Here is a 14308-nt window from a genome sequence, read left to right on the forward strand (position 1 = left end):
TTGAAAAATTAACGCTCAGGGTATAGTGCTTCCCACCATTGGGGCTGGGCTTTTAGCCGGCGGGCGTAGCACTGCAACGGATAGGATGATTCAAAGTTGCGGGACGTGGGCGATGTGCCACCATAATAATTGACAATCAGCGGGTATTTTTGGGCGGGGTCGAAATTGGGCGGCAATAGGTAGCGTCCCTCAATCGTGGTGCCGTCCTGCGCGGTGAAATTCCAAGCGGTGACGGGCGACAATGTTAATTCGTTCAATTGTTCAGCAAATGGGTCTTCCAGCAAGGAGGATTTTTTGCTTTTCAAATCGTAGCTGTAAAGGCGATAGGCATTGGTGGCTTTTTCGCCTCTGAACAATGCAATCGGCTGTGTTTCAGATACTTGGAACGATAAAATCACATCTTCCGGCAAGTCCGGCTGCGTGTAAATCTTCGTTTTCTGTTTGGTTTGCAAGTTGTATATATACGCCTGCGTGTCGTAATCGTTGGAAATTGGCTCTGTTTGCAGGTTTTCGCCAAGTTTATTAAATGCCGCTGCCGCACCCGTGAGCAAAATTTCTTTCCGGTCGGGCGAATAATCGGCACCACTCATAAAAGCATCACGCAAGAGGGTGTCGAGTTGCAATGTCTTCAAATCCAGTTCGTAAAGCGTGTTCACGGAAAAGGGACGTTTGGTATAATCCTCCTCATACTGCATCAGCAACGCTTTTTCATGAGTGCCATTGACATACACCTCCAGCATATCTGTCGCCGTAACAGTGAGTTCCGCCTTGCAATAGCGGTCGGCATCCACATTAAACGCCAGCAACTGCGCAGTGTAGTGTGCAACAGTCGGCAATGTCAAAACGCTATCCGCCGCCGCAGTCAAAATGCTTTGACTTTTGCGCACCACATCGGCATCGACAGACGTCTGAAGCAGGTTTTTGTCCTCAAACGCCTTCCGATTCACATCCGTAGTGTCCAGCAAAACAGGCTTAAACACCGCAATAGCAGGCGAAGCCTTAAACTGCAACACAGGAACAGCCGTCTGAGCCGCCATATTAAGGCTGAAGCTCAACCCTACGCATACATACGCCAAGAAAAAAGATATTTGTTTCATCTTTTTGAGATTGCTTTGTGGGTGCAAAGGTACGAAAAAAAAGTTAGGAGTTAGGAGTTAGGAGTTAGGAGTTATTTTTATGATTTCTCTGCATATTCCGAACTTGTAATTGCCCAATTATTGCCCAATTTGCCCAATTATTGCCCAATTATTTCAAAATAACTGCCGGCACCATGTCCTATATTTCGTAAAATTTGGTGACTATCTGACAATTCTGTTAATTCATTTGTTGCAGTACGTTTTGAAACCTCATTTAACTCTTGATACTCGCTATTCGTTATTTTTCTTTTCTCTTTAACATATAAAACCGCTTTTATTTGCCTCTCATTCAAGCCCAATGTCTGCAATTCTTCTTCTGAAAAGCGGTCTTTGAAAAGTTTGACAATAAAACCACCACCGTCTTCCTGACTTTAACACTTGGGTGACGCAAGGCATTTTGAGCGTCTGAGAATCGCATAAATGCCCTAAAAATTATTTTTTGATTCAAATATGGGGTTCTCGTACGCTTAACTTCAATTTGGGTGACGCATTGTCAAAGTCAGGAGGGTGTCGAGTTGCAATGTCTTCAAATCCAGTTCGTAAAGCGTGTTCACGAAAAAGGGACGTTTGGTATAATCCGCCTCATACTGCATCAGCAACGCTTTTTCATGAGTGCCATTGACATACACCTCCAGCATATCTGTCGCCGTAACAATGAGTTCCGCCTTGCAATAGCGGTCGGCATCCACATTAAACGCCAGCAACTGCGCAGTGTAGTGTGCAACAGTCGGCAATGTCAAAACGCTATCCGCCGCCGCCGTCAAAATGCTTTGACTTTTACGCACCACATCGGCATCAACAGACGTCTGAAGCAGGTTTTTGTCCTCAAACGCCTTCCGATTCACATCCGTAGTGTCCAGCAAAACAGGCTTAAACACCGCAATAGCAGGCGAAGCCTTAAACTGCAACACAGGAACAGCCGTCTGAGCCGCCATATTAAGGCTGAAGCTCAACCCTACGCATACATACGCCAAGAAAAAAGATATTTGTTTCATCTTTTTGAGATTGCTTTGTGGGTGCAAAGGTACGAAAAAAAAGTTAGGAGTTAGGAGTTAGGAGTTAGGAGTTATTTTTATGATTTCTCTGCATATTCCGAACTTGTAATTGCCCAATTATTGCCCAATTATTTCAAAATAACTGCCGGCACCATGTCCTATATTTCGTAAAATTTGGTGACTATCTGACAATTCTGTTAATTCATTTGTTGCAGTACGTTTTGAAACCTCATTTAACTCTTGATACTCGCTATTCGTTATTTTTCTTTTCTCTTTAACATATAAAACCGCTTTTATTTGCCTCTCATTCAAGCCCAATGTCTGCAATTCTTCTTCTGAAAAGCGGTCTTTGAAAAGTTTGACAATAAAACCACCACCGTCTTCTTCCATTATCGGCGCAGGCAGTCCGACCGCTTTGCAGGAATTGACTATTTTCATTATGCCACTACCCCACGAATCAATGTAACCGCCAAGAAAACACGCTCCTGCAAGTATCGGGTTTCGGGGATAGGAAGAATGGGATTTTGTCAGTCTGTCAAGCGTTATGCCTTCGGGCAGCGTGCCGTGATTCCAAGCCGTAAGTTTCTTGTCATACACTCTGATTTGCGTAGGCGCACCCATATAATTACGGTGGATAAGAGCGTTTAACAGCATTTCACGAAGCGCAGGCACAGGATATTCAAGCGTTTCAATGCGATTCATTCCTTCAAACGAAATATTGCGTATCAAAAACTTGTAATCAAGTGTGCGTAACACTTTATCCAACACTTGAATGATATTGCCTTCTTCTGTTTCCTGAAACCGAATAGTAAAATCATCGTCTTCAAATTTGCCGATTTTCACAAAAGTGTTCGGGTAAAACCGTCCGGGGTCTTTGCCGAACAAAACGATTGCAGCACGTTTGAGTTGTCCGTTTTCCGCCAAACGAAGTTTTTCCAACAATTCGGGCGTAGAAAGTCCGTCAATATCAGGCAAACGACCTGCTTCTTCGGCTTTCCGCAAATACTTTCTTATTGTTGCTTCGTCAATATCAGCAAACGAGGCACGGGTTTCAATCACATCATCCCAAGTATAACCGGCGCGTTTGAGTAGAAACTCGTTCAGGGCTGCTCCTGTCAATTCCTGTTTCACGCTTCCGCTACGGTAGTAGTACCTGCCGCGCAAAGAAATCGGTACAGAATAGGGCTGTACGATAACTTCAATAAACTGCTTTTCATCTTCCTGCAAAAGATTGACTTCGGCGGTAATTCCCATCAGGTTTTTGATTTTGTTGGGAATGTCGTCCATCAAGCGTTTGGAATCTTCCACGCCAATGACATTCCCGTCATCATCCTTGCCGATATAAATCCGTCCACCTTGTGCATTGGCAAAGCCGCAGACCCATTTGAGGTAGTCGTCGTGCCATGAGGACTTATATTCTATGTTTTGTTGTTCGGGCATATAATTTTGTTTTTTATGTCGTGCAAATTTTTGGCAAAGGTACAACTTTTATCGGAATTAACAATCAACTATTTGTACCAACAATATGCCCCTGCAAATCTTACTTTCACAGTACCTTGTTTGCGCCCGCCACCTCCGTGCTTTTGAGCACGACGAATGCTTGCCCCTTGCTATGATTTTATTGCTATTCAGCTATTCAGCTATTCAGCCATTCACCCACGAAACCACATATTGTAAATCATTTTCAGAAATTTTTGATAAAAAATCTAATTTGCCGTTTATATTCAATTCTTTACACGTCTCTACAAAATGGCAGAGCGCAATGCCTGTGTCGATAGAGGCAGTTGGAGAAGGTGTTTTGTAGAAATGCAAAACGTCATTTTCTTTTACTACGCGCCACTCTTGACGATTGTGTCCCGAAGGTGCTAAACGCACCATTGCCAGCGGAACTGCATAAATGTCGGCTGTTGCTTCTGTTAATGGGGTGTCGAACGTTTGATTAAAAAACAATTCGCCGAATGGCTTTCGCGTGTCGTGAAATTTATCAACATTGACAAGCCGCTCCAAAAATCGCTGTTTTTCAGCCGCATAGCCCACAGGCGATACGCAAGAAAGTGTTTTGCACCCGCTATTTTCCCATAAGTGCCAAGTTTTACAGGGCTGTTGCTGTCTAAAACGCCCAACATTTCTATTCGCACCTTTGTATCATAAAGCGGTCGGAGTGCTGCAATAAAATGCTTAATTGCAGAGATATGCTCTGTTTTTAACGGTTCGCCCGTGTAAGTCCGCACAGAACGGCGGTGTTGAATGCTTGTTTGAATGTTCATGTTTTTTACTCTTTTTGCCCTTTCGGGCGGTTGATTTTTTGCTGCAAAAGTACAAAAAATCCCGCAATTAACGTTTTTGGCAAAAGCCGAAAAAATAAAATTGCAAAAAAATCCGTACCTTTGCACGATGAAAAAAATTGAAAGTGCCCCCATCTCTTTGGGGACGGAAAGTATCGGGAAACTCTTGAAGCAGTATGCCATACCGGCGATTATTGCGATGACTGCTTCTTCGCTTTACAATATCACCGACAGTATTTTTATCGGTCACGGCGTTGGTCCGCTTGCACTGTCGGGCTTGGCGATTACCTTTCCGCTGATGAATCTGGCTGCCGCTTTTGGCTCTCTGGTGGGCGTGGGTGCCTCCACGTTGCTCTCTATTCGGATGGGGCAGAAGGACTATGAGACTGCCAACCACATTTTGGGCAATGTCTTCTCGCTCAATCTCATTATGGGGGTGCTCATTTCGCTTACCACCATCCCTTTTCTTGAGCCGATTTTGCTCTTTTTCGGTGCCAGCCACGAAACGCTGCATTATTCCTACGACTTTATGCTCGTCATCTTGCTTGGGAATGTATTTACACACATGTACTTCGGACTCAACTCTTTACTGCGTTCGGCGGGCAATCCGCAACGGGCGATGATGGCGACAATTTATACCGTGCTCATCAATATTGTGCTCAATCCGCTGTTCATTTTCGGCTTCGGGTGGGGCATTCGGGGGGCTGCCATTGCTACTATCATTTCGCAGGTGATTGTGCTCGGATGGTTGGTTCATACGTTCAATGATAAAAACTACTTTATCCATTGGAAACGAGGTATTTACAAACTGAAACGGCAGATTGTTTCCGACTCGTTTTCTATCGGGATGGCTCCTTTTTTGATGAATGCCGCGAGTTGCCTGATTATCATTATCATCAATCAGCAGTTGCTCAGGCACGGTGGCGACTTGGCGGTGGGTGCATACGGCATCGTCAATCGGGTGGCGTTTCTGTTCATTATGATTGTGATGGGGCTGAATCAGGGGATGCAACCCATCGCGGGCTACAACTATGGTGCCAAGCTCTACGACCGCGTGACGGAGGTGTTGAAAAAGTCTATTTTCTACGCCACGCTGATTATGACCGCCGGCACAGTCCTTGTAGAACTCTTTCCGCACGCCGTCGCCTCCATTTTCACGACCGAAGAAAACCTTGTGAACATCGCCGTGACAGGTTTGCGCTGGGTGTTCGCGATTTACCCGCTTATCGGCTTTCAGATGGTCTGCTCGGCATTTTTCCAGAGCATTGGCAAGCCGAAAAAGTCAATCATCCTGGCAATGTCGCGCCAAGTGCTCATCCTCATACCAATACTTTTGATACTGCCTAACTATCTGGGAGTAACGGGAGTATGGGAAAGTATGTTCATCTCCGATGCCTTCTCGGTGGTGCTGGCAGGCGTGTTGCTTTGGACGGAATTTAGAAGTCATACGAATTAAAAATTAAAAATATCTATTATGAGCTATATAATTACTATCGGGCGACAGTTGGGGAGTGGCGGCAAAATGATTGGCGGACTGCTCTCGGAACGCTTGGGCATCCCCTGCTACGAGAAGGAGTTAATCGAACTCGCGGCTGCGGAGAGCGGCTTGGGCAAGGAATTTTTCGAGAAAATCGACGAAAAGGGCAGCCACAGTTTTCTGGGCAACCTCTTTGGCTTCCGTTCCGGCTTTATGGGTGACAATTCGGGCAATTACCTGTCCAACGAAATGCTGTTTAAGATACAAAGCGATGTCATCCGCAAATTAGCCGAAAAATCAGGCATCTTCGTCGGTCGCTGTGCCGACTATATCCTGCGAGACCACCCGCAGTGCCTCAAAATTTTCATCACCGCCAACACCGAAGACCGCATCAACCGCATCAGCCACGACCAAGGCATATCCAAAGAAAAAGCGGAGGCTCTCATCGAAGAAATCGACCGGAAACGCGCCGCCTACTACAACTATTTCAGCAACAAAACATGGGGGATGGCAGCCTCCTACGACCTCTGCATCAACTCCTCCGTGTTCAGCGAAGAGGATGTTATTGGCATCATTATCAAGCAGGTAGAGGTCAGGGCAACCGCATCAAAATTATGATAACAAGGCAACATGCCTCCACAAATTTTTCAAAGATACTTCGCCAGCAACCCTGCCAGCTGTTGCACATCATCAATGCGCTCTGCTATTTCGCCTTGCCTGTTGATTAGGAACATGGTTGGGATTTGCGTTACATTGTATTTTTTGGCGGTGGGCGAATAGATGGATTGCTCGTCGTGTACACAAATCCAGGGCAGGTTGGCGGCTGCATTGTGCCAGAAGTGGGTGTCGGAATCGAGCGAAATTTGATAAATTTCCAATCCTTTGGTGCGATGTTTGCTGTACAAATCGGCTAATTGGCGGTTGTGCGCGGGGGAGCCGTCCATTGAATAGGCTGTGAAGTCAATCAGTTTGACTTGCCCTTGCGCTGTTTGCGAGAGGGTGATTGCTTGTCCGGCTGTTCCGGGCAGCGTGATGTCGAAATAGGTTTTTGTGTCCGTTTCAGCTACCTCTACGGGCGTTTTGTTGGGTCGCAATGCAGCCCGCGATTGTGCATACCAGGTCTTCAATTGGGTGGTGCGCGGCGCATCGGGGCAGGTCGTGTTCCATGTATTGGCAACGGCACCAAACAGTTTGCTGTCGTGCGGGTTGTAAATATCAAAAATCATTTGTCCGTCAATTTGTTGAAACAGAGCAAAATAAGCCGCCGTTGAGCCGAAATTTGCCACTATATAGCCCTGCGCCCGCGTTTTGTAGTCCTTCGACAAAGCATTCACACCCGCATAATAATCGTCCAACGAAACGGCACCGCCATCGTATTGCTTCTGCAACGCGTGATAACGCTGCGCCGCTTCCAACTGCAAGAGCGTTAATTCCTTGATTTTCAAGTTCTCGGCGGCATCACCGGCGAGCGTGTAATCCCGCGCAAAACGGGCAGAATCAGCCGTCACAACGATAGTTTCCGTGCTGTCGATTGCCAAGTTAATCAGCTGTTTTCCAAACCGCAAGCGATAAAAATCCGGCGCATCGGGGCGATGATGCCTCAGCGAGAAAGTGCCTTTTTTCAACTGCGCCGAGTCCAAAAGCGTGACACGCGACACCCCCACATTCTCCAAATAGACCATCCCGCCACTCGTGCCGCCGATTGTGCCGCTAATCGTAAACTGCGGCTCTTCGCCACAAGAAAAAACACCCAAAGAAAGCGACACCCAAAGCAAACCTGAACCAAATTTTCGTACCATATTATATTGTGTTATTTTGTGTGCAAAGTTAGCAATATTTTCATTACACCGCCACCTCACCTTTAATATGCGGGTGCGGGTCGTAATTCAGCAATTCAAAGTCTTCAAATTGAAAATCAAAAATGCTTTTCACAGCGGGGTTGATACGCATCGTTGGCAAGGGGCGTGGCTCGCGGGAGAGTTGCAGATTGACTTGTTCGAGGTGGTTTTTGTAGATATGCGCATCGCCCAGCGTGTGAATGAAATCGCCCGCCTGCAATCCTGTAACCTGCGCCACCATCTGCAAAAGCAATGCGTAAGATGCTATATTAAATGGTACGCCGAGAAAAATATCGGCACTCCGCTGATAGAGTTGCAGCGAAAGCCTGCCTTCCGCCACATAAAATTGAAAAAAACAGTGGCAGGGCGGCAGTTTCATCTGTGGAATGGCACCCACATTCCACGCGCTGACAATCATGCGGCGCGAATCGGGATTGCTTTTGAGGGTGTCGATAATTTCAGAAATCTGGTCGATGTGTCCGCCCGCATAATCGGGCCACGACCGCCATTGATAGCCGTAGATGGGTCCCAAATCGCCGGTCGCATCCGCCCACTCGTTCCAAATCCGCACGCCATGGTCGTTCAGATATTGAATATTGGTGTCGCCCTTCAAAAACCACAGCAATTCGTAGATGATGGATTTCAGATGCAACTTTTTGGTAGTCATCAGCGGAAACCCGTCCGCCAGATTGAACCGCATCTGATGCCCAAACACGCTCAGCGTACCCGTCCCCGTGCGGTCGTCCTTAGAAACACCCTCATTGATAACCCGTTGCAATAAATCTAAATATGCTTTCATTGTTTTTTTAATTAGTCGTTTGTAATTGAGTTTCTATTTCTTTAATGCTGGGCAATGTCGATTTAAATTTTTCCGACAATAGTTTCGACAATTCGTATTCGGAAACGCCGATGGGCTGGCTGCTACCCTCCAACGCATATTGCGCCAAGACATCGTCCTTGTTTTTGCAAATCAACAATCCAATGGTGTCGTTATCAGCAGCATCGCGCATTTGATGATTGACCGCCGCCACATAGGTGCCCAATTGCCCAATAAACGCGGACTCAAATTCGCAGGCTTTCAATTCTACCACCACATAGCACCGCAATTTGAGATGATAAAACAGCATATCAATAAACAGGTCTTTCGTGCCCGCCTTGAGCAAAACTTGCCTGCCCACAAATGAAAATCCTTGCCCCAGTTCCAACAAAAATTTGATGATGTTGGCAGTCAAAGCATTCTCCAATTCCCGCTCTTTATAGCCTTCAGTCAGAGCCAAAAAATCAAGATTGTGTGGGTTTTTCAGAATTTCCGCAGCCAAATCGCTCTGTACCGCAGGCAAGCACCGCGAAAAATTATTAAGAGCCTTCCCCTGCGATTTATACAATCCGGTCTCCATAAAATTCATCAACATAGCACGGCTCCAACCGTTTTCCAAAGTTTTCCGCACATAAAAGAGGGCTTCTTTGACAGAATTGCATTTGGTGATAATTACCATGTGATGCCCCCATGGAATTTGGAAAATTGGGTGAGTTTCTAATTTCCCAGCAACTTGCTGGGAAATTATAATTTCTTGTTGTTCAGCACATTGCACACCAACTTGGGTCAATTTTGCATCATCTAATTTTTCCACAAGTTGTGGGAAAATTAGATTGTCCTGACTATAAAACAGATAAAACTTCTTGGCATACCCTAAATTCGTTTCCGAAAAGCCGTGCATATCCGGAAATTCTGACCGCAAATCAGCACTTAGTTGCTTGATAACTCCACTTCCCCACACCGCATCCAGTTGTCGCACAACTATATCGCATCCTAAATCCCAATAAAGTTGCAACAATTCGGTATTTACTCGAATGGCAGCCTTAATTTGGCTTTGGCGGATGCGCATTTTTAATTCGCCCAACCACTGCCTGTAATCACTGTTTTTGATTATCCCTTCCATATTATATATATCATTTTGTTATTTAATCCACCCGCAAAGGTAGTATTTAATTCATAACTCATAACTCATAATTCATAACTCATAACTCTTTTACGCTTTTTTAACATAGTAAAAACCAAAAAACTTTGGTAGTTTCAAAAGTTTTATTGTACCTTTGTCGCCGAAATGGAATTACGGTATAGAATTATTGATGAAGCGCGTCATTTGTTTTTGAGACACGGGATTAAGAGCATGACGATGGACGATATAGCCAATCACTTGGGCATATCGAAGCGGACGCTTTATGAACAATTCAAGAACAAGGAAGACCTTCTGGCGGCATGTATGGAGATGCACAGTATGCACGCCGAAGATGAATTACAGCGTATCATTAGTAGTTCGGAAAATATAATTACCATTATGATGAAGATGTACGCCAAACTTTTGAGCGACTCCAATCAGGTCTGTAAGGCATTTGTCTACGATTTGAAAAAGCATTACCACCATATTTATTTGGCGGCGGAGCAACAGCATTACAATCGCGTGGACATTTTCATCCCATTGGTTCAACGAGGCATTGATGAAGGGTTTATTCGCGACGACATCAATATGGAAGTGTGTTTGTGGCTTGTAAAATGTCAGTTTCGGAGTTTGATGATTGATGATTTTTTGCCAACCGACCGCTTTGCGCACAATGAATTTGCCCGTATGAGTATTCTCAATTTTCTGCGCGGCATGGCTACGCCGCAAGGCTATCAACTGATTGACGAAACAATGGAGCAATTGAAAGAAAAAGCAATGTAACAAGAAATACAAATAACAATAATTATAAAATAAAATGAAATTAGTTTTAGAAAAAAAGATGATTGTGATGGCGTTAGTAATGACGCTGGGGCTTCCTACGATGGAGGCACAAAATCAAAAGTTAGAGGTGAACTTAGACAAAGCCCTCGAAATTGCGCTCAGCGAAAGCCCTACGATTAAGATTGCCGACCATGAATTGGTGCGGGTGGATTATTCCAAAAAGGCGGCCTGGTATGGATTGTTGCCTACGGTGGACGGTACGGCGCAATATGGTAAATATTTATCGCCGGCAACGATGGCTTTAGCCGGAATGGTAATCGACTTGCCAACCGACTGGACTGCTTCGGTTGGATTGCAGTTGTCATTGCCTCTTGTGGTGCCGGCGTTGTGGAAATCAATTCAGATGAGCAATTTGGACATGCAATTAGCCGTAGAAAAGGCGCGTGCCTCGAAAATCACGTTGCGCAACGATGTAACGAAGGCTTATTACGGCATTCTGCTGGCGCAAGATTCCTACAAAGTGCTGCAAGACGGCTATGCGCTTGCCGAGGAAAATTACAAGCAAGCCAAAAAACGCTTTGAGGCAGGAGTAGTCGCCGAGTATGATTGCGTTTCGGCAGAGGTGCAGATGACCAATTTGCAGCCTAATTTGTTGCAGGTTGAAAATGGCATTGAACAGGCAAAGTTATATTTAAAAGTGTTGATGGGCGTGGAAATGTCAGTAGAATTGCTCGTACAAGGCAGTCTTGCCGATTTTGAAAACGATGTTTTCGGACTGAACGCCAACCGCGACATTGAATTGAGCAACAACACCGATTTGAAACAGTTGGATATTCAATATCTGCAAACGAAAAAGGCATTGGGAATACAGCAAACACAATGGATGCCCACATTGGCGGCTTTTGGTCAATACACTTATGCCGGTCAATCGGATAAAGCAGCAGCCAGCTTGTTCAATCCTCAGGCGGGAGTTCAGCCGGCACACACAGAATGGTTCGGACAGGGCTTTATAGTTGGATTGCAATTGAGCGTACCCATTTTGCACGTTACCAATTATCACAAAGACAGACAACTAAAAATACAGGCTCAGGAGTTGCAAATACAGCGCGATTATGCTGAAAATCAACTAACTGTGGCGGCTCTCACTTCGCGCGACAACATGAACAAAGCAACAAAGCAAATGGACGCAGCAAAAAAAGCCGTTACGCTCTCGCAAAAGGCGTATGAAATTTCTGCAAAACGCTACGAAACAGGTATGGGTACTATGCTCGAATTGCAAAATGCCGCGGTGGCAATGACACAATCAAACCTGTCATATCAGCAAGCCATATCCGACTATTTGACGGCGAAGGCTGATTTGGATAAGACTTTGGGATTGTAGCAGAGGCAACACACAGCGTGCGTGCTCGGTACCATAGCGACTGCGAGGTTGCGCAACATTAGGTTCCTTCTCAGGGGATGGCGGGTCAAGCCCACCATGACAAAGTACTCCCGCCATGACAAAGTACTCTTGAGCCGGTTCCTTTCAAATTTAACCCCGTTTGGAGTAGTTGTAGCGCGACTTCTGTTTTATTTAACATAAATTAAGATGCGTTTGCCCTGAAATAGCTGATAAATGATAATTGATATTTCATAATTATTTCATATCTTTGCAGCCGAAATTTACTATAAAATATTTTGTTATAAAAAAAAAGTACAGGTATGAAAACAAAAAAGATTTATTTGTCGGCAATTGCGCTGTTCGCTTTCAGCACAGCGTTTGCAGAGACGTGGAACGTTGGCAGCGAAACGCCAGCCGATGTTACCGCAAAACTGAGTGGCGGCACCCTCACTATTAGTGGGTCTGCGGCAATGGACGATTATGTGGGCGACAAAACCCCACCATGGTCTGCTTCGAGTGCTGCTATTAAGAAGGTGGTCGTCAAGGAGGGTGTTATCAGCATCGGGTGGGGTGCTTTTAACGATTTCAGTGCGCTCACCTCCGTCACTATTCCCGGTAGTGTTACCAACGTTGGGAGTTGGGCGTTTTCGGGATGTAATGCGCTGACTGCTATCAATGTAGCTGTTGCAAATCTGCAATATCGCTCGGTTGATGGGGTGCTTTACAACTACTTTCAGGATGCGTTGCTGCTCTATCCTGTGGGAAAACAAGACTCGCTGTTTTCCATTCCCGCCGGCGTTGTCCACATCGCGAATGATGCTTTTGTCGGCAGCAAATTGGTCTCTGTGACCATTCCTGACGGGGTTATTGGCATTGGGTCTGCCACTTTTTCCGATTGCAGCGGGCTTCGCTCTGTTACCATTCCCGGTAGTGTTACCGACATTGGCGAGCGGGCGTTTTTTATGTGCCGCGGGCTAACAAGCGTAGCCAACCGGAATCCTGTGCCGCAGACCATCGCAGGTAATGTATTCAGTGGGGTATCCATAGGCAAACTCACCCTCTATGTGCCTGCTGAAGCGGTAGAAGCTTACCGTGCTGCCGAAGTATGGAAAGATTTCGGAAACATTGTGGCTCGATGATGTGATGTATCAACCTCCAATTCTGCCTAACTCCGTAAAAAGCACAAATAGTATTTTTTGACTTTTTTGGAGAGCAGTTGGATGTTGAGCATATCGGAGGCTTCGGCAATGTTTTTGGTGGTGCCGTTTTTGTACAGAATGTCAATGCTGTCGTCTGCTTCGTTGTACATATTGGATGTGATTTCGTTGGAGGCTACCAAGTAATCGAGTTCTTCGGGCGACAGGTTATGTTTCTCTGCCAATTGTTGGCGTTTTTCGGCGATGTATTCGGGCGAAAATGGTTGCAACTCCACTTCAATCTTGAACAAGCGGCGGTTAAGCAGTCCTAAACTCAACAGCGACAGCACCTTATCCTCGTGTTGCGACCACACTTTCAGAGCCGACCAAATATCGTTGTCGTCCAAATTGGCAAAATGTTCCAATGCCTCAGGGTCGGTCAAAAAGGTGTGCTTGTCCACCTTATTGTGCAAAAAATATTGCAAGGCAGGGGATGCAAATAGGTTGTCAAGCCCGCAATGACATGTCAATTCTTGGGCGCGCTTCAGCACGTTTATCAACATTCGTTCTGCTGCGAGGGCAGTTTTGTGCAAATAGACCTGCCAATACATCAGGCGGCGTGCCATAAGGAAATTTTCGATGGAATAAATGCCCTTAACTTCCACCACGAGGCGGTCGTCGTGGATATTGAGCATCTTAATGATGCGTGCCGAGCCGATATTGCCTTCGGTAACGCCGGTGAAAAAACTGTCGCGGCGCAGATAATCGAGCCGGTCAACATCCAACTGCCCGCTAACCAACTGGTGCAAAAAGCGTTTGGGATATTCATTTTTGAAAATCGCGATGGCGGTGGAGAGTTGTCCGCCCAATGTGTCATTCATCTTTTCCATCAGCATCAGCGAAATTTCTTCGTGCGAAATCTCCGTCACCAAAGTGTCTTCCAGCACGTGAGAGAACGGTCCGTGCCCCAAATCGTGCATCAGGATACACGCCAACGCAGCATCTTCCTCTTCGGGCGTGATGACGTGGTCTTTGGAGCGCAGTTGCGAGATGGCTTCGCTCATCAGGTGCATCGCGCCAAGGGAATGCGACATGCGCGTGTGTTGCGCGCCCGGATAGACTAAGTGGATGACTCCCAACTGTTTAATGCGTGTCAGTCGCTGAAAATAGGGGTGCTGAATGATGCTGTAAACAAAGTCGTTAGGGATGTTGATAAACCCAAAAACGGGGTCGTTGATTATTTTACGCATGATTTTTGGGGAATTTACGTAAATAGACCTCCATTTCTTCCTGCAATTTTCGGGCTTCCTTGTAAGCAGTTTCGTCGAATTGGCGGG

The 14308-nt window shown here is 45.8% G+C and carries 15 protein-coding genes; 5 read left to right on the forward strand and 10 right to left on the reverse strand.

Annotated features, from left to right (window positions below; translation table 11 throughout):
• Positions 1-8: 8 nt before the first annotated feature.
• From ASC50_RS01805 to ASC50_RS07050, 6 genes are all read right to left on the reverse strand, one after another.
• Positions 9-1097 carry an alpha/beta hydrolase family protein gene (locus ASC50_RS01805; RefSeq protein WP_055430667.1) on the reverse strand — a complete coding sequence of 363 codons (1089 nt, stop codon included), beginning with the start codon at positions 1095-1097 and terminating at the stop codon, positions 9-11.
• 137 nt (positions 1098-1234) lie between these two features.
• A complete protein-coding gene (locus ASC50_RS01810) occupies positions 1235-1435 on the reverse strand; it encodes a hypothetical protein (RefSeq protein ID WP_193391176.1) in 201 nt (66 codons plus the stop codon).
• 174 nt (positions 1436-1609) lie between these two features.
• A complete protein-coding gene (locus ASC50_RS01815) occupies positions 1610-2131 on the reverse strand; it encodes a hypothetical protein (RefSeq protein WP_055430665.1) in 522 nt (173 codons plus the stop codon).
• A 117-nt stretch (positions 2132-2248) separates the two neighbouring features.
• Positions 2249-3571, reverse strand: a complete 1323-nt coding sequence (locus ASC50_RS01820; protein ID WP_055430664.1) for an ATP-binding protein — start codon at positions 3569-3571, stop codon at positions 2249-2251.
• 204 nt (positions 3572-3775) lie between these two features.
• Entirely contained in the window at positions 3776-4138 is a 363-nt protein-coding gene (locus ASC50_RS01825; protein ID WP_226995327.1) for a nitroreductase family protein, read from the reverse strand.
• Positions 4048-4398 (reverse strand): nitroreductase family protein, encoded by a 351-nt coding sequence (locus tag ASC50_RS07050; RefSeq protein ID WP_158648272.1) that lies wholly within the window; start codon positions 4396-4398, stop codon positions 4048-4050. The genes ASC50_RS01825 and ASC50_RS07050 overlap by 91 nt, the downstream gene beginning before the upstream one ends.
• Positions 4399-4525: 127 nt before the next feature.
• Here ASC50_RS07050 and ASC50_RS01835 point away from each other — a divergent pair, with 127 nt between their 5' ends.
• Both ASC50_RS01835 and ASC50_RS01840 read left to right on the forward strand, forming a co-directional pair.
• Positions 4526-5872: an MATE family efflux transporter gene (locus ASC50_RS01835; protein WP_055430661.1), complete on the forward strand. Its 1347-nt coding sequence runs from the start codon at positions 4526-4528 to the stop codon at positions 5870-5872.
• 18 nt (positions 5873-5890) lie between these two features.
• Positions 5891-6511, forward strand: coding sequence for a cytidylate kinase-like family protein (locus tag ASC50_RS01840; RefSeq protein WP_055430660.1), 621 nt, complete (start codon positions 5891-5893; stop codon positions 6509-6511).
• A 29-nt stretch (positions 6512-6540) separates the two neighbouring features.
• Here the strand turns inward: ASC50_RS01840 and ASC50_RS01845 are convergent, their stop codons facing one another.
• From ASC50_RS01845 to ASC50_RS01855, 3 genes are read right to left on the reverse strand one after another with little or no spacing between them, the layout of a single operon-like run.
• Complete coding sequence (locus tag ASC50_RS01845; protein ID WP_055430659.1) at positions 6541-7692, reverse strand: TlpA disulfide reductase family protein; 1152 nt, start codon at positions 7690-7692, stop codon at positions 6541-6543.
• Positions 7693-7735: 43 nt separating this feature from the next.
• Positions 7736-8530: a thymidylate synthase gene (locus ASC50_RS01850; protein WP_055430658.1), complete on the reverse strand. Its 795-nt coding sequence runs from the start codon at positions 8528-8530 to the stop codon at positions 7736-7738.
• A gap of 7 nt (positions 8531-8537) precedes the next feature.
• Entirely contained in the window at positions 8538-9671 is a 1134-nt protein-coding gene (locus ASC50_RS01855) for a PDDEXK nuclease domain-containing protein (protein WP_055430657.1), read from the reverse strand.
• A 165-nt stretch (positions 9672-9836) separates the two neighbouring features.
• Here ASC50_RS01855 and ASC50_RS01860 point away from each other — a divergent pair, with 165 nt between their 5' ends.
• The 3 genes from ASC50_RS01860 (at position 9837) to ASC50_RS01870 (ending at position 12974) form a co-directional block, all read left to right on the forward strand.
• Positions 9837-10454, forward strand: coding sequence for a TetR/AcrR family transcriptional regulator (locus tag ASC50_RS01860; RefSeq protein ID WP_055430656.1), 618 nt, complete (start codon positions 9837-9839; stop codon positions 10452-10454).
• A 34-nt stretch (positions 10455-10488) separates the two neighbouring features.
• Positions 10489-11835: a TolC family protein gene (locus ASC50_RS01865; protein ID WP_055430655.1), complete on the forward strand. Its 1347-nt coding sequence runs from the start codon at positions 10489-10491 to the stop codon at positions 11833-11835.
• A gap of 320 nt (positions 11836-12155) precedes the next feature.
• The gene (locus ASC50_RS01870; protein WP_055430654.1) at positions 12156-12974 is read left to right on the forward strand and encodes a leucine-rich repeat domain-containing protein; all 819 of its coding nucleotides are present in this window, start codon (positions 12156-12158) and stop codon (positions 12972-12974) included.
• Between the two features lie 26 nt (positions 12975-13000).
• On the opposite strand, the gene ASC50_RS01875 is transcribed toward ASC50_RS01870, so the two are convergent.
• Positions 13001-14221: an HD domain-containing protein gene (locus ASC50_RS01875; RefSeq protein WP_055430653.1), complete on the reverse strand. Its 1221-nt coding sequence runs from the start codon at positions 14219-14221 to the stop codon at positions 13001-13003.
• Positions 14222-14308 lie beyond the last annotated feature (87 nt).

The sequence above is a fragment of the Candidatus Symbiothrix dinenymphae genome, from assembly GCF_001431085.1.